Raw genomic sequence first — 18,172 nt, 5'->3', positions numbered from 1 at the left:
GTCATTCGCATCTCGACGGGATGAGTCCAGAAGCCTTTGAAGCAGCTTCAAAATGAGGCTGTCTCATGTCTAGGATACTGGGAGCAGTCCAAACCGACATAACCACCATAGCTATTCTTGGAATTTACCTCTCCACAGTACCCATTTATATTTTGGAATTGCGCTGAATCAGGATCTTTTAAGGTGCTTAAGACGGCTTCTTTAGACTCTTTTTCTACCTTGGAGCACCCTACTACTCCCAATAACACCACCCCAACCAATAATAATTTCTTCATAAACCCCTCCTTAATTCCCTATAAAGTAACAAATTAATAAGATGCAGTCTAAGTTTTAAGCGAAAAGAAAACCCACCGAAGTGGGCTTTCAGCTTAGTGAACATCACCAGTCAGCATTTACTTTTTGCTGTGTTTTGATTTTTTCAGCCATTTCATCAGAGAGCTTATTTAACTTACCAATAATTAAAGGCGTTGATTTGATCCTAGACAAAATAATGGACACACAGTCCCTCTAAAGCTAACGTAACTTTAATCTTTGGAGACACAAGAATGGCTAAACGTTTTAGTCCTGAATTTAAACAGCAAGCAATTGATTATGCACTTTCAAACTCACAAGAATCTGTCGCTGCAATTGCCCAGAAATTAGGTGTGGGTTATTCAACATTGGATAAATGGATTCGTGAAACTAATTCGGCGGGTTCAAGCAAACGCCAACATTCCCCAGAACAACAGCGGATCTTAGAATTAGAGAAAGAAGTCAAACAGCTCAGGGAAGCCAATGACATCTTAAAAAAAGCGCATGTGTACTTTCTGACAGATCATGCCAAGAAAAGTACACGGTAATTCAAGATCTGGCTGTGAATTGCGTCACTGTATCTTTTGCCTGTAAATGCCTAGGATTCAGCACTTCGGGATATTATGCCTGGCGAAAACGTCAGGCCAATACAGCGCAGAAATATAATGACTTAAAAGCCGTATATTGGCAGCATCATGCACGATTGGGTGCACCTTCATTGGTACATGACATGCATGATTTGGGTTACAGCATGAGTGAACGAACCGTTGGAAGAATGCTGAAAAAGCTTGGTTTACGTAGCAGGATTTCACGTAAATACAAGCATACAACTGATTCAAATCATCGTTTGCCTACAGCACCAAATCTGTTGGATCGCCAATTTACAGCCACTCAGCCTAATAAAATTTGGACAACAGACATTACCTATATCCGAACCAAAGAAGGTTGGCTGTACTTATGTGTAATGCTAGATTTATTCAGCCGTCGTATTGTGGGTTGGCAAACTAGCCATCGAATAGACCGTCAATTGGTGTGTGATGCGTTTAGCTATACCATGGCTCGTCAGGGTTATCCAACAAGTGTCATGGTGCATTCAGATCAAGGCTCACAGTACTGTAGTCGTGATTTTAGAACGCTATTACTGACAAATGATTGTATTCAGAGTATGTCTAGACGAGGAAACTGTTGGGATAATGCAGTGACCGAAAGCTTTTTTCATACATTGAAAGATCATGTGATACATGGCAGTGTGTTTGCTACTCGAAAAGAGGTAAATGCTGTCTTGTTTGACTATATTGAGATTTATTACAATCGGGTGAGAAGACATTCTGCAAATGGCTGGTTAAGCCCAGAAGCCTTTGAACAGAAATATTTTAAGAATTTAGAGAGATCAGCTGTCCACAATATTGTCTAGGATCAATTTTCTACTTTCAATAATTGGATAGTTTTGTGCAGGCATTCTTATACCGGAACTAATGTACGATGGAGCGCTATAGGTTAAATTGTCATATCCAACTCGCATTCTACCTTCTTTAGCATCAACTCTCACAGTAAACTCAACTTTCTCATTTCCTGTCATTGCTAAACACTCCATCCCACTGCAAGGATACTGCATGATGCCCTTGCCAATGATGGTGCCAGTAGCCTTGTCTTCATATTGAATTACTGCATTTGCGGAGCGAAAAGCTACAGCAAACCACTGTCGTGCCCCATCATAAATCTGTGGTTGCTTTAAATTATCTAATTGGTAAATCTTTTCAAATTTAGCTGGAGTTACTGGTTGTTGTGGTGTTGTAGCACACCCCACCAAACTAAATCCAATCACCCCTGCAATCAATAATCTTTTCATGTGAATACCCTCTTATAAGTAATCACAAGATACTAATTTATTGGACAAAAAGAAACCGCCACTTGGGCGGTTTACAGCTTTGTAACAAAGGCAGCATCAACTTGCCTAAGGCCTGTCTGGGATTCTGTGTGTGGTTTTACATAAATAATGCCTTCACTCTGCAACTCTAAAAGAAACTCATAAACTCCTTGAAACTCTTCAGTAGTGTAATGTGCACCAAATGGTTTTTTCTGCCCTGATTCCATATTTTCGATTTCTTCTTCAATTTTGCTATAGTCAACCATTTTTAAATTCTCATCTTATAAGGTGAGATTCAGTTATAGCGGAATTATTATATTTTTCAAACATTAAAAAACCACTCCGAAGAGTGGTTTTTTTATCTTGCTTCACATTCTTTATGCTTCCAAGAATGATTCCGCGAATATGAAAAATTCATATTGTTGGTTTCAAAAGTTCGCTCTTGATGATTAAGCTTTTCAATCATTTCCATAAGAGCACCACCTCCATGGGCTTGCTCTTTATATAAGGCTCTTAAAACAAGTTCAGCAGGCTTTCCAATCTCTACTCGATCACTTTCCCAGTTTCGGACTGTGGACTCATTGACCTTTAAAATGCCTGCTAGATTTTTCTGCGAAAGATTTAATTCTTTGCGCAAGAAGCGAATTTCTTCACCATTAAGTTCTGGTTTTTCATTAATCAAATATAGGCCAATGGTTTTATGAAGTTCATTCACTGATGCAATAGATACTAACTCACCATATTCATCATCGATTTCTATTTCAAAACCATCAACAAGCCAAACATTGCTTAAACCACACTCTTCATAGTGATACATAACTGTGCCTATTCTTTAAATGTAGTAACAACAATTGAGAAATCCCCGTCTTCACGACATCTAATCACAACAGTTGTCGTAATATTTTCCCCTGCAGTGCGAACAGTAATATTTAACTTACTATCACCACGGGTATCTGGATAAGGACCCTCAGTAATATCTCCATACTCAAAACAGCAAATAATCTGTTTAAGTGAGATACCGCGCTCCATCATCCTTTCCCTAACATGCGTTGTTAGTTTGATCTTTCTAGTGTCTTTTGCAATTTCTCTAAGCTTACGCTTAGCTTCAATTTCGGTTAAACACATATACAGACACTTTTATTGATTGGGTTGAGTGATTTGCGCAGAACCGTTAATTATTAGCGGTATGTGCGAATATTATTCCATATAGCATAATCGGTCAATACGCTATAGTTACAGAAATGTCAATATTTGTGACCCTACAACTGTGTTAATTCCTGTCGTGTAGCATCATCTATCAGCTGTTTATCAACTGATAGAACCCATCTAAGCTGATTTCTTATTTATGCTCTTGTGAGCCTTATCGATAAATTTATTGTCTATCGCCTTAATCGCTTTATAGAAAATATACAACTCACATGGTGGATCAAACACTTCTATGTAATTCAGTAGTGCTGACACATCAAGTGGCAACGGAACACCTTGCTCATAGCGGCGAGAGCATGCGATTTCATTATATGCACCTAAAATTGCATGAGCTATGCAGCTGTATTCTGGGGCATCACTCAGTTTGCGACCTTGCTTATCACGGATCTTCTTTTGAAAATCAGTTAGGCTTCCGTCTCCTGTGTGCCAGTCGTAGAGGCTGAGGACTTTCCCAGGGTGTCAGCCAGTTCCTTATTCGCCTCTATTTGGATTTTATTTGCGTGGTCTTTCACAAACATCCAAATGATTGGACCAATATCACCCATGTTTAAAAGTTTGGTAGCATTTTCTGGTGAATACCCCACCTCAACTTCTTCGCCATCTTCTACAAATGTAATGCCCTTCCAGTCTGTAATAAGGTGGCACGCTGCAGCCTCAAGCAGCAGCTCATGGTAAAGCTTATCTTCGCTACCTGCCAATGCCACATCATAGCCTTTTGATGCGATCTGGTTCTGAGCTCGCTCCAAGGCCACGCGATATTGCTTATATTCATCGCCACGGATTTTAAATTCAGCCAATACATTACCATCTGCATCTTTGTACTCTTTCCAGACAGCGATATCTTTACTTTGTTGAATTGCTACTTTTAAAGCCATTTTCTTATCCTAAAAATAAAGCCCCTTTCGGGGCTATTGTTATGCTGTAGTACGAGTAATTGTTGGAGCTTCTTTGACGTGACGGAATTCCAAACCTAACGTGTGATCATCATTAGCATTAGTATCAGAAAGGCCATCATTATCCAGTTCCAGCTTGGTGAAGTTGAAACCGTAAGCATTGCCTAAATTGTCTTCCAGTCCAATTTCAGCTGTCATGGTCTGACGAGTTTCAACGTATGGGATCCATGCTTTAGATGCTGTTGTTAAGGCCAGCGTGACATTGAGAGTGATAGAAACTTTACCTTCTGTGTATCGGTTCGGAATCAGGCTTTCACTACCCAAGCATGGCTTGGCTGTCAGATTGTTATTAATAGTGATCTTGAACGATTCAGCACATGCAGTTCCAACAGTAGTTGCACCATTAATTTTGAATGTATTTACATCAATAGATGACATGAATGGCGTGGTTGTAGCAGCCAATGGATTTACCACTGGTGTAGCAACTGGTGTTTCATAACCTGTAGCACTAATAGACACACTACCAGTAATTTTGCCTTTCGTATCACCTTGAATTGTCAGTTCACCAATACGACAGCCTGAAAATACCTGAATTAGTCCAACCTTTTTGTCATGCTTCACAATGGTGTAGGTTGGTAATGTGTCACCACCGATATCTAATGTTGAAACTGATGGTGTACCCGAATCAACAAAGAGATTCCCAGCCACGCCCTCGAAAAACATATCTTGGCTGAGTGCTGACAATTCATATTCAATATTACCAACTGCCTCACCAGAGGTAGCAATAGATCCCTGCTCAAACCGCGAGTCAATAATCTCATCGGACTGAGTAACAGACACTTTCTTTTTCAGTGAATCTGAATTGCGTCGCAATGTATGCCAAACAGGCAATGCGGGCAATGTATTGGGTGTTTCTTCTTTCGCGATGTGGATAACCACATCAGTGCCTTTTGACATGGCATTTGCTCCTTATAGGCATAAAAAAAACCACCGAGTGGTGGAGTTGGTTTTTGAATTTCTTTCTAGCAGTGGCCGCGCTGTCTCGCTCCGTCGTGCTTCTTATTCCAGTTAAACGCATCAACGATTCGGCCAGTTGGCTTGGTGTCAATGAGGTCGCCATCTGCAATTATTGCAGCTTCTAATTGTTCGAGTTGATCTAGGGTTTCAATCAGGTTAAACAATGGTCGCTGTGTCACAATGATTTTATATTTGGGGAATTTAGCTTCTATTTCCCCCTGCTTTTCAGCAAGATCAAGCATGTTCGCCTTTGATGCCGCTATAACAATATAAGCCGTACCATCGATAAGGAAATCAACCTCTAAATCACTTTCATTTGCCTGTCTACAAGCGAAAAGAAGGTAGGCATTATCTGTAATTGGATTCATGCCAAGATCTCACTTGTAAATGGTAGTGATGGCTGTAATTCACTTTCTAGTTGTGTAATTTCACTTTCAAATATTGGCTTATCATCACGCCACTGGCGCATACCACGCGCCTGACCACTCACCTCTTGCTTTCTATTTTTGTATTCAAGACTGATATGGTTATATCTCGCCCATTTAGACTGGAAGGTTTGGGTTAATTGGTTTGCCATCCACTCGAATGCATCAATGAATGATTCCTTAATAGCATCGGCTTTTTCACCACTAAAACCCATAACAAGAAACATGAAGCCGCGTTCTGTCATTTGATAAAAGCCTGTGTTTCTTTTTGTATTTCCTATCTTCTTGTTTTCTAAGGTAAACGCAAAATTGCGTTCACGGAATTTTTGAGAGCATTTCATATTTTTAATTGCTCTAAGCACATCGGAGTGACGCTTTTTAAAAGCCTCTGCTACTGCATAGCTAGTTGTCTTTGCTTCACCATTTTCACTTGTAACCATGGCGCGTAAATTTAGTGTTGTCATCATGTTCATAAGATTTCCTCTTATATGGCCATGTTCAAAAAAAGAAACTGGCAGGCGCATTGAACATGAAAACGCGCTTTTCGAGCCGTCGCCCTAGCCAGTGGTTTGCCTGAAAGCAGGCATAAAAAAACCGCCCATAAAGGACGGTTTAATTAAGTGGTTAAGCTAGTTCACTTGGAACTCAGCTCTTATGAGCTTTGCATAAAAATCATTATCATCTATGCTTTGCGGAGCATGCACTTTATAGATTTCAAGATGTGAGGACTGAAAGCTTTGCAGGTGTGAATCCCAAGCATCACATAGACTAGTCATGCCAAGCGTACCAGTGCCTTTCGGAATAAAACACTGAATCTGGATGATGCCGTAATTGCGCTTACATGGGCCATTACCCACTCCAACAATCTGAGAATCAGCATATTGAATGGATGCCCGGCACCACGGTTTATCGGTTGGTGCTGTAAATACACCTTTCTGGTTTTCAATACGGATATTAGCCTTATCTAAACCAGTATAATTGAACGTGCCAATACGACCATAAATTGCTTGCTCTGCTTGGGTTAGGTTCATTTCATATTTCTCATATTTTGAAAGGCAATTGAGTAAACACCGTTAGGGGCCTGACCAGACCAGCCGTTTTCCAATCGCAAAGCATACGGCAAATTATTTTGAATGTAGGCAATATCACCGAGTTTGAATTTGACTATTTCAGCGTTGCCTTTTGCAATCGTGCTGCTGCCGTTTAAGTCTTGCTCTTGTAAGTCATAGCTATAATCTTCTGTATTGATTGAAATACGATGATTGCCACGATAGGCACCGTCTTGTACCGGAGAACCGACAACGACTGATTGGAGTCCAACACCAGCCACCTTTTTCACATGAGTTTCGCAATCTTTGACTATATCAAGTGCGAAATCAGTTGGTTTTTTTCCACTCCATCCCATCTAGCACCACCTCTACCTTGCCTACTTTTATTTCATAAATAAAAGCACCATTTTCCACAATAAGATTTCCATCCACTGCCTGCTTGTGCTTTACGAGATAACCTTTATTTGTATCGCAAAACATCACATGCTGTATTTTAATGCCATTCAGTAAAACATCTTTAACCTTAGGCTCAGATTGCTCTACATCAGCATGATAAACACCATCTGTGTGCATGGCTTGGTGTATAAGATTTTGATCATCAATGTAAATCATACACCCACCTTTCTTAATTGAGCTATATAGGTCGCTGACACTGGGTCAGCCCCAATATTCATCACCTTGAAACCGCCTTTGCTGGTAGCCCAAACATCGCCAATCTGGGGGATTCCAGTCACTTCATTCTGTAGCACAATGGCTTTTGAATCCGTCACCTGATAATCAGTCGGTTTGACCATATCTTTTAAGTACGATCCAAACAGTACGCCTCTACCGGTATAGGCTTCAACCGTAATCACCGGATAAGTCTGAGTCACGAAGTCAAATTCACCTGACCGGATTTCTTTAGAGCATGTAAAGCTGTCGACTGCATCACCAAGCTTTTTATCAAATGCCTTGGCCACTTTAGACTGGATTTTATTCTTAATCACCGCATTCACTCCGCTCGTAAAGCTCAAATAAGTCTTGAGCTAATGCTTGAATTGAATAAGCTTCAAACTCAACACTCGGGCTTTCTTCACCCATTTTTTCTTTTAGCTCTTGCCAGATATGCACAGCCTCATGAAGTAGAAGGCCGTGTATTTGGTTTAAGTGCCACCAGTCACAATCTTTAATCTGAACAATTGCATGGTCATCATTAAAGTTTACCCGGGCATCCGCACCACCCTCTAAAAACTCAAATGGCGCTTTTACAGTATCAAATAGAATATCGAGTTGATCTTGGTTTCTGACCAATGTATAGCGCATGTGCTCAAATGGTGTGGTGTGCCACTCCGGCACATAGTTGTTATTGATCATGCCCGGAATACCTCAAATCCAAAGCCTTGTGCAGCATCTGGATTTACAAGATTAAGCGAATCAATAAAGGCTTGAGCAATCTGTTCATATTCTGAGATTTCACGACTGCCTTCAGCGAATGTTTCACTGACCTGAACAGTATCAGCCTTTACACTTTCACTGGTTGTCTGCCGGGAAATACCAGAATAAATAACACCAGCCTGAATGCCCTTAATAATTTCGCATGCAGCATCAATTAGGATTGGATCAATTAGATCTGGAATAAAACCGACTTCATTCTTCATCCAGGTATTAGCCAATAGAACGAGGCGAGCTTTATCACCAGCTGGTGCAAAGTCTGCCCCTAAAATTTGCTCAGCCTGTTCTTGAGTAATAAAGCTCATGGGTTATTCCTTTGGTTGTTCTGCTTTTGTTTCAGCAGGTTTTGTAGACTTTGCTTCGGCAGCAGCCTGTTTCTTGAGTTTGGCCTCAAGGTCTTTTACTTGGGCCTTTAGAGATTCATTTTCAGCCTGGACTTTTTCACATTCAGCCTTCGCTTCATCAATGGCTTGCTGTAGTTCTGGTGCAGTTTCAGCAGAAAGAGTTACTATAATTTTATGACCTTCGCCAAGTTGCTCACCCTCGCAAAGCTCATGTTGAGACGCATCAAAGTCCGACTCATTAATTACACGAAAGTCGTCGCCATCTTTAATTTTTACAGTTTTAATTTGTGACATTTGAGTCTCCAAAAAGTAAGGGCGCCATAAGCACCCTTTCTTGATTTTATTAGCCTAAAAGCAATGCAATGTGCTCTTGCTTGATGGCCTTGACACCCCATGCCAAACGAACATGGTAAACAACCTGCATGAACTGACGATAAACAGCAATTTCAAATGCTAGACCGGTTAAAGGATCGACCACCTGAATCACATCATCCGCAGAGTCACCACCTTCGGGTAATGCTGGTGCACGAGTTGCCAATGCAATCGCCGAACGAGCAAATGCCACGTTTGCTGTATAGGCACCACCACGAGTGATTGCTACATTGTCAGCAACAGGAAGAAGTAAGCCTGATTTATTTAATGCAAGACTTGTATCCGTTAATCCACCAGAAACATACTTATTCGCATCTCCTGCGAAAGTCACAATGTCACCAGCCAGAACAGTACCAGTACCGGTATCTACTGTAATAGTGGTTGATTTTGCAGTCTTGGCACCATTCACTAGGTAATTGGCACCATCACCATTCACATGCAATCCAGTCGCATGAGAATGACGGATAGCCATGTTCATGATGCGATCAGTCATACCATTTCGCAGCATGTCAGCAGAACCAGCCTCATTCACCTTGAATAAACCTGATTGCTTGCCGCGAAGGTTACCAATCGCAGAGTGGCCAAGGACCAGTTGCAAGTCAGTACGCGGTGCGCCATTTTCTTCCAAAATACGCAGTACACCAGAGAAGTCCGACAAGTCAGTTGCGGTACCAAAAGGTGTTACACCTGCAGAGCCATAAGCACGTGATGCATTTTTATATGCTTCAGCATGCACATCGCTTTCGATTTCATTTACCAAAGTACGCATTGCTTGGTAGAAGCGATCCGCTTGAATGGTACTGAATGTGCCAGCATTGGTTAGACCTTTGGTCTCCTCACCATTCCAACGTACAGGCACATGGCGAGATTTAGTGATTGCAGCATCCACATGGTCAACACTGGTATCACCAGTATTTGGGGCATTTACACCAGGAACTGTATCTTGTGCTTGCACTTCAGTAGTTACCGGTACCCGCCATCTTTGTACAGCTTGTAACGTGATGGCCCAAGCCACTCTTTCTGAAAAAACTCATCTGTCTGATCAAAGAAGTCTTTAAATGATGTATTTGCATCCAGCTGGCCTATCAGGTCTTTACGCTCATCTTTTGGAATGTCTTTAACCTTGCGCTCATCCATGACAAACGGGCGTTGTCCAGCAATATTGCCATCTTTGTCACAACCAATTTCTACTGTTCGGCTATTAGGATGCCGGGGGAATCTCGGGCGTTTTGGATCATCCTTGTGATAGACATTGCCATCAAGACTCGCACAGTCTTTACAGGTTCTGCCATCAAGTGTGGCAACTACCTTTCGATAATCAAAACCTAATGCATCCCATGTTTGATTGTATGTGACGTTGGCCACATGACTTCTGGCAGTCCTGACCTGTCTTTCAATCTGTGATTCGGTGCTTTGAAGCAAGCCATCTTTATAATCCAAAGATTTCTTGCCTTTGATCCTCTGAACAATCTGCTGGTTGGTCTGACCTTGTGAAATACCATCACGAATGACGTACTCCACCTTTTTACGCAATGAATCGGCAATATCAGAAAACAGGTAATCAACCAACTGACCACCAGCAAAAGGCGTTGCTCTGACGGCCTTATAGATTTCCGTGCCTGCCACTACAACAGTCGCATCACCGGCAAGTTTTGCTGTATATGCAGCCTCGTATATCGCCAAATCCAAAGCAGATTTATTGAACTTTTCAGACAGGTCCACATCGATTGAACTAAACCACTCATCAAGAATGGTTTTAATTTCCTCAATGCGTTTTGATGCTTTCGCTTTACTGCCAAAATTAAGAGATTTCAGCGCATTTCGTTCTGAGTCGGTTAATTCATCAAGCAGTTCGGATAAACGCTGTAATTGAGCATTTGAGATGCTGCCAAATTGCTTAATCAGTTCATTCACTGACTGTGATGAAACGCGGTACAGATATGCCTGATGTTGAGTCAGCGCATCAAGTAAGTTTTTTTGCGCTGATGTGTTCATAAGTTGCACCCATTAAAAAACCACTGCTAGAGTGGTTTGAGTTGATATTTTAACTTAGCTATTTTTGCTGAGAGGATGTATGCAATCCACTCTTTATTTCTATAGAAAAAAGGCTGTTTTTTAACTATCTTCCAATAGTCGCCTTGATTATCTATATATCTTGCACCATCAGGCACATTAGCTTTGATTTTATTGAGTGTCATCACACATCCCCCACCCGATGAATTATGCATCCATACTGCCATCATTCCGCTGTTCAATTTTATTTACGATGTCCTCCCATTTATCTTCAGGGAAAGTTCCTGTCTGTTCATAGTGATACCAAACATACATTGGCAATTCACCGGCAAGACAGGCTTCGTAAATCAATTTAGAGCGTGTTGAATCGTATTTTGGCTTGTTGAAGTCCTGAGCAATCGTGTAACTCAGCTCATCCACTTTTAAATCATGATTTGGTAATGCGAACTTTGCACACCAACGCAATGCCATGGTAATCGCTTCTGAAATATTAGCGGCCACCAGCGACAAGACTGAATGCTGAATAGAGTTTTCATTCCCGGCCTGTTGACTACTATATTGATGCTGAAAAACGAATTTTGGCAGTGATCGAAGCACAGGAGCCAGCCAATGACTGAAATTCAAAAAACAAACATCCAGTTTGCTCAACTTCAAATCGATAACCTTGTTGCGCGTGATAAGCCTTACATTGATTCATGGTCTGCCGGTGATGTTGGCTCATTCAATGCAATTATCAATGCTGTGGATTTTGACAATGAGTTCACTTTTGATATGCGTAACTGGTCAAGACAGCGCGTTAAGTCTGGCACCGGTGCAATGCTTGAAATCAATGAAATGAATGCGGATAAGTTGTATCACTTGTTCACGTGTTATTTAAGTGGGTTGCCGAGTGGCGTGGTAAAGGCTTTGGGAGAGGTTTCATGAGTCTACAACCTGGTGATTTGGTTGTTTCAAGATGCGCCAACAAGGAAACACGTATTTTTAAATACGAAAAAACCATAGGTAAAAATATTGTTGTTAGGTGCAAAAAAGGTAAAGGTTATTGCTATCCAAAGAAGTGGTTTAGTCATGCTACTGATGAAGAAATTAAAGCGTGTAAAAGATTGGAGGTGGATTATGAAAATTAAGCTTACAGAAATGTCGCAACAAGACAAAGATATGCGCCTAAACCGCTTCTTCCTTGCTGCACCGGATCAACAGTTGTTTCCACAGGAAGATATTGCAATTTACCTATCCTGCTCCATCCATACCTTGCAGCGTTTACGCTGTGTCGGTGGTGGGATTCCTTATACAAAGGTTGGTCGCTGTGTATCCTATAAAAAAGCAGATGTTTTGAACTACCAGCAAAGACAAACAGTAATGAATACTGCTCAACTTGCCTCCTAATCGAAGCAGTTGAGCTTACCCTGATAGACGGCTTCAATGTCATTCATTGCAAGCCGTAATTTTTTTAGAGATACCTGAACATAGCCGCCAGTCACATCATTTTTAGCACCGGATCTGTGGTTAAGTAGTCGCTTGATGGTGTATGGACCATAGTCAAGGTTATTACAAATAGTCGCAAAAGTTCGGCGTAAATCATGCAATGATATTTGTATCCCTGTTTGCTCTCCAATGGTTCTTAAAAGACCTTCTGCACCTGAAATATGCTTTGCTTCTGAACCCATATTAGATCCTGGGAAAACATATTCATTTCTACGCAATTCATAACGCTGCTTGATGATCTCAAAAAGATGGTCGCCCATTGGTAGTAAATGGTCATCACCGTTTTTAGGGTCCTTAAATACAAATAACCCCTTCTCAATGTCTACATTTTCCCATTTCAAGGTTTGCGCTTCGTTTCTTCTACAGCCTGTATACATAATAAATAGTACCAAATCTCTAACAGCATTCTTTGAAGAATCATCATACAAAGAGCGCTCAGTGAAGTAGTTTAGGACAGCATTGTAAAAGGTATGGATGCTGCTTTCATCTAGATGCCGGGTACGCGTTTTGGTTTTATTCCATCCCCGCTTTGCCGGTATTACATCAACTGGATTATGTTTGAGGATTGGATTTTCATCTGTAGAGCAATGTACTTGAGCAAACCTCCAGATAGATCCAAACATTTTTAAAGTTAGGTTGGCTTGTGTTGGGCTATATTCAGTCAGCTTAATAAACCGGTCAAATACATCCTTTTTACTGATTTCAAAGATAAGCTTGTCTTTCCAGTCTGAAAGAAATTTGTCGATACAGTGATTATAAGTAGAAATGGAAAGTGGTTTTAATTTTCTTTGTTTTAGGTATAGGTCAAATGCTTGGCTAAATGTCATAGCATCATTTAAGACATCTTTCTTTTTCTCAAAAACACCATTAGAAATATCAGCCAAAACAGACTGAGCCTTTTTTCTGGCTTCTGCAGGTGTAATTTCATTAGCCTTACCTAAAGTCAGTCGGAACAATTTCCCTTCGTGTCTTCGTTCAACAATATAAGATTTACTTTTTGTTGTTACTCGAACAGCAAAGCCTATTAAATCAGAATCACGATAGATGGCTTGCCCTTTTTCAGTCAATGCAATAGCATCAACATTAGACTTGTTGAGTTTCATTTCAGGATTAATCTACAAATTCGACACTTGCATTTTAATCCTGAAATTACTCAACAGTCTACATATAGTCTACACAGCTATTTTTCATGTAGACAAAAACAATAATAACTAATTAAATAACAATAACTTAGCAACTTTATAAATTTCATACCATTAGAAGCGCCAGTTATAGAACACGTCGATCGCACGTTCTAGCGATTGGCTCGCTTCCAGATATAAACGTTTATTCATTTGATAACGCAAGGTCAATTTATTCACCGGTGTAAACACCCCTACACCATAACGGATGAACAGATCCGGTGTAATATAACCTGTCACACTGACCTGAGTATCGTCTCCCGTTCCCTGTGCATCCAGCGCCAGACCACTCAGACCAAAAGTACGTCCAATCTGGTTGGTGAGAGCGCGTGTACCGCCTAAGCCCATACTGATTCCGGCAGCCGCAATGGTATTGTTGACATCGGACTTAAAGCCCGCTTCCTGACTGATACCACTGGCACCTTCATTAATACGGCCGGTAATGATGGCATTTAAGGCTTCCTGTTCAGACAATCCGGCATCGTTATACACTTGAATATTCGGACTGGTTGCTGTACCTGTTACACGCACCCCAACCAGACTACCCTGTACAGTCTTATTGGCATCGATATCCAGGGTCGGGTTATATAAAGGACCGTTAAAACGTGCAATCGAACGATTCAAATCCAGACTTTGTCCATAGGCTTCAATTTTTACCCGTTGACTGACCCCAATTGCACCATTAGCACGCATGGCGGTTTCAAGTCCACGTTGTGAAAGATACAAACGTCCGGCCAGTGGAATACGACTATCAAAGCCCTGGAAAATCACCTGATTACCTAAATTGACCATGACATCGGCACGGATATCCCAAGGACGGGCTGCCCTTAATATTGCAAGCTGATCTTGTCCTTCACGCACGATTCGTACATCTGAAGATACATTGATTACCGGTGCTGAAGCTTCAGGCATCGAAATTAAGGCACGTGGTACATCTACCTTACCGCTTAAGCTTAATTTCTTCTTAAACGGCAGCACATCTAAAGACAAATCAGGCGTAACCACGGCGGTAATTAACGGTGCCTGACGCATAAGCAGGTTTTCACCTTTTAAATGTAACTGAATGCGAGGGTCATCTTTCCAATTTACACTACCAGTCAATGCACCTGCACCTTGACCACTATTAAATGCACCGTTAATGGTAGCGTGATCCTGACGAATGGAAGAATAGACCTGAATATTGGTTAAATTCACCGGCAAGGAAATCATGCTGATCGCACCATCTTTCAGGCGCATTTCACCATTCAGCAAAGGCTGCGTTAAAGTACCGCTAATTTTTCCAGCAAAAGATAAGTTGCCCGCCAGGGAACGGACATCCCGCATAAACGGTTTAAAGACTTTCAGTTGTACCTGATCGAAGGCGATCTCACCGCGCATCGGCATCCTGTCTTTATAAGGGTCAATAATGACATTGGCATAACCGGTACCAATTTCAGGAGTTTTAACATCTAAACGAACCTGTAGCCCCGTCGCTACACTTTTTGCCACCACTGCAATTTCATTATAATTTAGTGTAGAACCCATATCTTGTGGATCTTCAGCGGCGAGCCCGATCACACCACTGCGTGTCACCAGTCTAGCATCAATTTTTGGCTTGCTGCCTTGTGCCCAAGTGGCTTTGGTATAACCATTGACCTTACCGGTAATTTCCAGACCTTCTGGCATAAAAGCAGCAAAGTCATTTAAATCGACATTACGGGTAATAAATGAAACATTACCTCTGGTTTTACTGACCCGTATCGGTTGGTCAAAACACAACTGGCTTTGTTGACTCGACCAGCAATGCGCACCGACAAACAATTCGCTTTTGGCAGAACTGTAAATCACTGAGGCATTTTGACGTTGTACCAAACGTGCGCGCAAGGAGTCAAAATCACCTTTCTGGATTTGTCCCAACCAGTCATTCTGTGCATTAAAACCACCGGCCAATTGCACATAAAATTTAGACAGTCTGTTTTGTGCCTGTACTTTCAGGATATGGGCCTTACGCGTTCCGGCCAGTGAAATTTCACCCTGCTGAATCTCACGTGTACCACTACGCAAGTTTTCCATTTTGGCAGTCATCAAGGTCGGGGTCGACTCAGAAGTCGGCAGCTCGCCTTGTACACGTAATTTTTTAACACTGAATAACTGGTTAAAACCGAAATCGTCTACCGACAGATTGGCCGTCGCTTGCAGGCGTGGTTGTGATTGCACATTTAAATAGCCATAAGCACGGCCACGAAGTCCACTGTATATTTCATACAAGGCCGGTGCATTGATTTTCAGTCTTAAGTTCTGGGCATTACCAGTAGCCTGAACCTGATTTTTTGCATAAGAAAGATACAAGTTGTTCGCTTCAAACTGTTGTGGCAGGAAGCCTTTTTGATTTGAATTAATCACCATCGCTAGATTTCCTGTTCCGCGAACAGGTTTATTGTTGATCATACCAGCGATATTCAGTTTCTGGATATTAATACGTTTTAAGCTGTCTGACCAAACCCCTTCAGTTTTCACGTTACCGGACAATTCACCGCGCACAGACGAGACAAAATAATGCGGTTTAAAACGTACCAGCGAGGCATTGATATTCCAGCCCAAACCATTTTTAAGATAGACCAGACCACTAGCATAAATTTTCCCGGCAATACCTGAATGTTTCAGTTCATCGACTTTAACCAGTTCAGGTGTACCGGAGATCTTGAACTTGAGCATGCCTTCGCTGGCTGGAATCTGACTGGCATTGAGTGCGCCATCATAATTGACGGCAAAACTTTTAAATGTACCACCCGCTTTTTGGGTATTAAATAAAAGGGCGATGGTGCTACGTCCAGTTAAGCGTACTGTTTCGTTATTATTTTGCTGCGCCAAGCGCCCAGTTAAATTAATCGCATTCAGATGGATAATCTGCTGATTCGGTTTGGCAAAACCATTCGCTTTTACCTGACCATTAAGCAAATTAACTGGTGCAGCCACCGCAACAGTTTGCGGATTAAAATCTTTGGCATTGAGAATGGCATTCCATTTCAATTGACGTTTTTTGGTCGGAAAATCTACTTTAGCACTACCGCTTAAACTGCTTTTACCTGCCACATAACTAAAACTCGGGATATTCAAGTCATTATTTTTGAAATTAAGCTGGGCGGTATACAGACCTTCAGGCAACACACCCTTATCATTTTGGGTGACCGCTGTAGCGACATGAATATCCTGCTTGCCTTCAACCAGCGCCAATTTTACGTCACCCGATTTACTGCTTAACCAGCCCACATAAGGCACGACGCGATCAATATTTTGCCAGGCCACATTCAGCAGCATCGGATTTGGTTTTTTGCCTTTCTGCTCGGCCTGATCGAGCTTTAGATTCCATGTTTCATAACGATCAAAATCTACCAATGCGGTTAAATGCAGACCATTTTGCAAACGGCCTTTGGAGGCAATTTTGGCATCCAGAGTTGGCGGTAGAAAGTCCTGGATGATTTGCGGAATCAGTTTATCTTTAGGATTAATTTTGTCGACACGGCCATTCATCTCCCAGGTGACATGATCTTTCCAGCTCACCACGCCTGCAACATTCACCGCACCACTCATCAACTGACCATTTAAGTTGCTAATGTCGAGTTGATGTACCAAGTCGGTATGCATACTGCCGTTATATTGACCTTGCGGAATATTTTTACCGCTTAAATCTGTAATGGCATCGATATTTAAACGCTGAATATCACCATTAAATTTAGCCACGCCATTTTTGGTATATAGCTCTTGTTCCTTCAGCAATGGCCAATGATATTTTTTAAAATTTAACTCGCCAAACATCGGCACATGTTTGCGTACCGGATGCACTACCACCCAACCGGTTAACAGGTCTGGGGTATTGGTCGCTACACCGGCCTGAATCGTATCTAAAGACCCAGTTGCAACTACTTTAATATCATGAATATTTAGATTTTTATGCAGTGCAGGTATGTTCAGATCACCCACAGCATGTAAAGGGTATTTCCCTTCAAACTTCATATTGCCCGTGGCATTTTTCACCGAAAGGTAACCCATATCCATCCGGGAATCTTCAAACTTCAATTCAGTACCTGACCAGAGCGCGTCATTCAGGTGTATATCGTGAAACTTGACACTTGCCGAAGCGGTTTTAATCAGCAGATGATCGACATCTGCCGTATCTAAACGCAAAACAAAGGGCAAACGGATTTCATTAAATTTAAATGGTTTATCACTCGGTGGATGTTTGGTGATAATTTGCAGATTACGTACATCGGCACGATTCAGATGAATTTCTTTTTTAAGGATGGCACGCCAGCCCAGAGTGACATCCGCTCGGTCAATTTTAACGTCTACAGGTTTGAGTGTGACTAAAATATTTTTTAAGATGATGCCACTGAGCAGATTACCGCCCTCATATTCATAATGAATAATTTGCTGACGCTCTAAAACACGGTCCAGTAAAAACTTGCTGCCTTTATCGGTACTAAACATCACAGCGAAAGAAGCAATCAGCAACACAAACACGATAAGTAATGTGAATAGCACACTCTTTAAAATACGACGCTTTTTCGGTCTAGGTGTTTCCGTTTCCGGGTGCTGTTCTACTTCAGCCATAATACTCT

General features: G+C 41.5%; 26 protein-coding genes. 4 read left to right on the top strand and 22 right to left on the bottom strand.

Translation table 11 applies throughout. The features are described 5' to 3' along the window. Positions 1–47: 47 nt before the first annotated feature. Positions 48–275, bottom strand: a complete 228-nt coding sequence (locus GTU69_RS06415) for a hypothetical protein (protein WP_166169099.1) — start codon at positions 273–275, stop codon at positions 48–50. Positions 276–545: 270 nt separating this feature from the next. Between GTU69_RS06415 and GTU69_RS06410 the strand changes: the two genes are divergently transcribed. Next, a protein-coding gene (locus GTU69_RS06410) for an IS3 family transposase (RefSeq protein WP_166169097.1) occupies positions 546–1,705 on the top strand; the annotation gives its coding sequence in 2 pieces (ribosomal slippage) (positions 546–780 and positions 780–1,705; 1,161 coding nt in all). On the opposite strand, the gene GTU69_RS06405 is transcribed toward GTU69_RS06410, so the two are convergent. The 19 genes from GTU69_RS06405 to GTU69_RS06315 all read right to left on the bottom strand — a co-directional run bounded on the left by GTU69_RS06405 (position 1,682) and on the right by GTU69_RS06315 (position 11,532). Then, positions 1,682–2,140 carry a DUF4468 domain-containing protein gene (locus GTU69_RS06405; RefSeq protein ID WP_166169095.1) on the bottom strand — a complete coding sequence of 153 codons (459 nt, stop codon included), beginning with the start codon at positions 2,138–2,140 and terminating at the stop codon, positions 1,682–1,684. The genes GTU69_RS06410 and GTU69_RS06405 overlap by 24 nt on opposite strands. A gap of 71 nt (positions 2,141–2,211) precedes the next feature. Then, positions 2,212–2,424: a hypothetical protein gene (locus GTU69_RS06400; RefSeq protein WP_166169093.1), complete on the bottom strand. Its 213-nt coding sequence runs from the start codon at positions 2,422–2,424 to the stop codon at positions 2,212–2,214. 92 nt (positions 2,425–2,516) lie between these two features. Next, positions 2,517–2,975 carry a helix-turn-helix domain-containing protein gene (locus tag GTU69_RS06395; RefSeq protein ID WP_166169091.1) on the bottom strand — a complete coding sequence of 153 codons (459 nt, stop codon included), beginning with the start codon at positions 2,973–2,975 and terminating at the stop codon, positions 2,517–2,519. Between the two features lie 8 nt (positions 2,976–2,983). Then, positions 2,984–3,283, bottom strand: a complete 300-nt coding sequence (locus GTU69_RS06390; protein WP_166169089.1) for a DUF4258 domain-containing protein — start codon at positions 3,281–3,283, stop codon at positions 2,984–2,986. A gap of 485 nt (positions 3,284–3,768) precedes the next feature. Then, positions 3,769–4,239, bottom strand: coding sequence for a hypothetical protein (locus tag GTU69_RS06385; RefSeq protein WP_166169087.1), 471 nt, complete (start codon positions 4,237–4,239; stop codon positions 3,769–3,771). Positions 4,240–4,278: 39 nt separating this feature from the next. Beyond that, positions 4,279–5,214, bottom strand: a complete 936-nt coding sequence (locus tag GTU69_RS06380) for a phage tail tube protein (protein WP_166169085.1) — start codon at positions 5,212–5,214, stop codon at positions 4,279–4,281. A gap of 65 nt (positions 5,215–5,279) precedes the next feature. Continuing rightward, entirely contained in the window at positions 5,280–5,642 is a 363-nt protein-coding gene (locus tag GTU69_RS06375) for a hypothetical protein (RefSeq protein WP_166169083.1), read from the bottom strand. Then, positions 5,639–6,172 carry a Rha family transcriptional regulator gene (locus GTU69_RS06370; RefSeq protein WP_166169081.1) on the bottom strand — a complete coding sequence of 178 codons (534 nt, stop codon included), beginning with the start codon at positions 6,170–6,172 and terminating at the stop codon, positions 5,639–5,641. The genes GTU69_RS06375 and GTU69_RS06370 overlap by 4 nt, the downstream gene beginning before the upstream one ends. A 156-nt stretch (positions 6,173–6,328) precedes the next feature. Continuing rightward, positions 6,329–6,730 (bottom strand): phage tail terminator-like protein, encoded by a 402-nt coding sequence (locus tag GTU69_RS06365; protein ID WP_166169079.1) that lies wholly within the window; start codon positions 6,728–6,730, stop codon positions 6,329–6,331. After that, positions 6,727–7,104 (bottom strand): hypothetical protein, encoded by a 378-nt coding sequence (locus GTU69_RS06360; RefSeq protein WP_166169077.1) that lies wholly within the window; start codon positions 7,102–7,104, stop codon positions 6,727–6,729. The genes GTU69_RS06365 and GTU69_RS06360 overlap by 4 nt, the downstream gene beginning before the upstream one ends. Then, positions 7,076–7,360, bottom strand: coding sequence for a hypothetical protein (locus GTU69_RS06355; protein WP_166169075.1), 285 nt, complete (start codon positions 7,358–7,360; stop codon positions 7,076–7,078). The genes GTU69_RS06360 and GTU69_RS06355 overlap by 29 nt, the downstream gene beginning before the upstream one ends. Further along, positions 7,357–7,731, bottom strand: coding sequence for a glutamate 5-kinase (locus tag GTU69_RS06350; protein ID WP_166169111.1), 375 nt, complete (start codon positions 7,729–7,731; stop codon positions 7,357–7,359). The genes GTU69_RS06355 and GTU69_RS06350 overlap by 4 nt, the downstream gene beginning before the upstream one ends. After that, on the bottom strand, positions 7,727–8,101 hold the full coding sequence (locus GTU69_RS06345; RefSeq protein ID WP_166169073.1) for a hypothetical protein: 375 nt from the start codon (positions 8,099–8,101) through the stop codon (positions 7,727–7,729). The genes GTU69_RS06350 and GTU69_RS06345 overlap by 5 nt, the downstream gene beginning before the upstream one ends. Continuing rightward, positions 8,098–8,484, bottom strand: a complete 387-nt coding sequence (locus GTU69_RS06340; RefSeq protein ID WP_166169071.1) for a hypothetical protein — start codon at positions 8,482–8,484, stop codon at positions 8,098–8,100. The genes GTU69_RS06345 and GTU69_RS06340 overlap by 4 nt, the downstream gene beginning before the upstream one ends. Before the next feature lie 3 nt (positions 8,485–8,487). Continuing rightward, a complete protein-coding gene (locus GTU69_RS06335) occupies positions 8,488–8,817 on the bottom strand; it encodes a hypothetical protein (RefSeq protein WP_166169069.1) in 330 nt (109 codons plus the stop codon). A 49-nt stretch (positions 8,818–8,866) separates the two neighbouring features. Further along, complete coding sequence (locus tag GTU69_RS06330; RefSeq protein WP_166169067.1) at positions 8,867–9,910, bottom strand: P22 phage major capsid protein family protein; 1,044 nt, start codon at positions 9,908–9,910, stop codon at positions 8,867–8,869. Further along, positions 9,859–10,890, bottom strand: coding sequence for a minor capsid protein (locus GTU69_RS06325; RefSeq protein WP_166169065.1), 1,032 nt, complete (start codon positions 10,888–10,890; stop codon positions 9,859–9,861). Before GTU69_RS06325 ends, GTU69_RS06330 begins: the two co-directional genes overlap by 52 nt. A gap of 26 nt (positions 10,891–10,916) precedes the next feature. Further along, positions 10,917–11,093: a hypothetical protein gene (locus GTU69_RS06320; protein ID WP_166169063.1), complete on the bottom strand. Its 177-nt coding sequence runs from the start codon at positions 11,091–11,093 to the stop codon at positions 10,917–10,919. A gap of 22 nt (positions 11,094–11,115) precedes the next feature. Then, positions 11,116–11,532 (bottom strand): hypothetical protein, encoded by a 417-nt coding sequence (locus tag GTU69_RS06315; RefSeq protein WP_205683453.1) that lies wholly within the window; start codon positions 11,530–11,532, stop codon positions 11,116–11,118. On the opposite strand from GTU69_RS06315, the gene GTU69_RS06310 reads away from it, so the two are divergent. Genes GTU69_RS06310 through GTU69_RS06300 form a run of 3 tightly spaced genes read left to right on the top strand, consistent with a single transcriptional unit; the run spans position 11,518 to position 12,294 of the window. Continuing rightward, a complete protein-coding gene (locus GTU69_RS06310) occupies positions 11,518–11,832 on the top strand; it encodes a hypothetical protein (RefSeq protein ID WP_166169061.1) in 315 nt (104 codons plus the stop codon). The two genes, GTU69_RS06315 and GTU69_RS06310, sit on opposite strands and share 15 nt — an antisense overlap. Further along, the gene (locus GTU69_RS06305; RefSeq protein WP_166169060.1) at positions 11,829–12,035 is read left to right on the top strand and encodes a hypothetical protein; all 207 of its coding nucleotides are present in this window, start codon (positions 11,829–11,831) and stop codon (positions 12,033–12,035) included. Before GTU69_RS06310 ends, GTU69_RS06305 begins: the two co-directional genes overlap by 4 nt. Beyond that, on the top strand, positions 12,025–12,294 hold the full coding sequence (locus GTU69_RS06300) for a helix-turn-helix domain-containing protein (RefSeq protein WP_166169059.1): 270 nt from the start codon (positions 12,025–12,027) through the stop codon (positions 12,292–12,294). Before GTU69_RS06305 ends, GTU69_RS06300 begins: the two co-directional genes overlap by 11 nt. Here GTU69_RS06300 and GTU69_RS06295 read toward each other — a convergent pair. Both GTU69_RS06295 and GTU69_RS06290 read right to left on the bottom strand, forming a co-directional pair. Then, the gene (locus GTU69_RS06295) at positions 12,291–13,496 is read right to left on the bottom strand and encodes an integrase family protein (protein WP_166169057.1); all 1,206 of its coding nucleotides are present in this window, start codon (positions 13,494–13,496) and stop codon (positions 12,291–12,293) included. The genes GTU69_RS06300 and GTU69_RS06295 overlap by 4 nt on opposite strands. A 153-nt stretch (positions 13,497–13,649) precedes the next feature. Next, positions 13,650–18,164: a translocation/assembly module TamB domain-containing protein gene (locus tag GTU69_RS06290; protein ID WP_166169055.1), complete on the bottom strand. Its 4,515-nt coding sequence runs from the start codon at positions 18,162–18,164 to the stop codon at positions 13,650–13,652. Positions 18,165–18,172: the final 8 nt, after the last annotated feature.

The organism is Acinetobacter sp. SA01 (assembly GCF_011319235.1).
GTDB lineage: Bacteria > Pseudomonadota > Gammaproteobacteria > Pseudomonadales > Moraxellaceae > Acinetobacter.
Note: the sequence above shows the minus strand (reverse complement) of the source record. Positions and strands in the feature narration are given on the sequence as shown.

What these genes read in the sequence shown, in the direction of transcription:
- GTU69_RS06335 (WP_166169069.1), bottom strand. Translation starts at nt 8,817, where the DNA reads ATGTCACAAATTAAAACTGTAAAAATTAAAGATGGCGACGACTTTCGT.
- GTU69_RS06320 (WP_166169063.1), bottom strand. Translation starts at nt 11,093, where the DNA reads ATGACACTCAATAAAATCAAAGCTAATGTGCCTGATGGTGCAAGATAT.
- GTU69_RS06295 (WP_166169057.1), bottom strand. Translation starts at nt 13,496, where the DNA reads ATGAAACTCAACAAGTCTAATGTTGATGCTATTGCATTGACTGAAAAA.
- GTU69_RS06355 (WP_166169075.1), bottom strand. Translation starts at nt 7,360, where the DNA reads ATGATTTACATTGATGATCAAAATCTTATACACCAAGCCATGCACACA.
- GTU69_RS06365 (WP_166169079.1), bottom strand. Translation starts at nt 6,730, where the DNA reads ATGAACCTAACCCAAGCAGAGCAAGCAATTTATGGTCGTATTGGCACG.
- GTU69_RS06415 (WP_166169099.1), bottom strand. Translation starts at nt 275, where the DNA reads ATGAAGAAATTATTATTGGTTGGGGTGGTGTTATTGGGAGTAGTAGGG.
- GTU69_RS06305 (WP_166169060.1), top strand. Translation starts at nt 11,829, where the DNA reads ATGAGTCTACAACCTGGTGATTTGGTTGTTTCAAGATGCGCCAACAAG.
- GTU69_RS06405 (WP_166169095.1), bottom strand. Translation starts at nt 2,140, where the DNA reads ATGAAAAGATTATTGATTGCAGGGGTGATTGGATTTAGTTTGGTGGGG.
- GTU69_RS06290 (WP_166169055.1), bottom strand. Translation starts at nt 18,164, where the DNA reads ATGGCTGAAGTAGAACAGCACCCGGAAACGGAAACACCTAGACCGAAA.
- GTU69_RS06370 (WP_166169081.1), bottom strand. Translation starts at nt 6,172, where the DNA reads ATGAACATGATGACAACACTAAATTTACGCGCCATGGTTACAAGTGAA.
- GTU69_RS06325 (WP_166169065.1), bottom strand. Translation starts at nt 10,890, where the DNA reads ATGAACACATCAGCGCAAAAAAACTTACTTGATGCGCTGACTCAACAT.
- GTU69_RS06300 (WP_166169059.1), top strand. Translation starts at nt 12,025, where the DNA reads ATGAAAATTAAGCTTACAGAAATGTCGCAACAAGACAAAGATATGCGC.
- GTU69_RS06390 (WP_166169089.1), bottom strand. Translation starts at nt 3,283, where the DNA reads ATGTGTTTAACCGAAATTGAAGCTAAGCGTAAGCTTAGAGAAATTGCA.
- GTU69_RS06375 (WP_166169083.1), bottom strand. Translation starts at nt 5,642, where the DNA reads ATGAATCCAATTACAGATAATGCCTACCTTCTTTTCGCTTGTAGACAG.
- GTU69_RS06340 (WP_166169071.1), bottom strand. Translation starts at nt 8,484, where the DNA reads ATGAGCTTTATTACTCAAGAACAGGCTGAGCAAATTTTAGGGGCAGAC.
- GTU69_RS06380 (WP_166169085.1), bottom strand. Translation starts at nt 5,214, where the DNA reads ATGTCAAAAGGCACTGATGTGGTTATCCACATCGCGAAAGAAGAAACA.
- GTU69_RS06395 (WP_166169091.1), bottom strand. Translation starts at nt 2,975, where the DNA reads ATGTATCACTATGAAGAGTGTGGTTTAAGCAATGTTTGGCTTGTTGAT.
- GTU69_RS06310 (WP_166169061.1), top strand. Translation starts at nt 11,518, where the DNA reads ATGACTGAAATTCAAAAAACAAACATCCAGTTTGCTCAACTTCAAATC.
- GTU69_RS06400 (WP_166169093.1), bottom strand. Translation starts at nt 2,424, where the DNA reads ATGGTTGACTATAGCAAAATTGAAGAAGAAATCGAAAATATGGAATCA.
- GTU69_RS06345 (WP_166169073.1), bottom strand. Translation starts at nt 8,101, where the DNA reads ATGATCAATAACAACTATGTGCCGGAGTGGCACACCACACCATTTGAG.
- GTU69_RS06385 (WP_166169087.1), bottom strand. Translation starts at nt 4,239, where the DNA reads ATGGCTTTAAAAGTAGCAATTCAACAAAGTAAAGATATCGCTGTCTGG.
- GTU69_RS06360 (WP_166169077.1), bottom strand. Translation starts at nt 7,104, where the DNA reads ATGGGATGGAGTGGAAAAAAACCAACTGATTTCGCACTTGATATAGTC.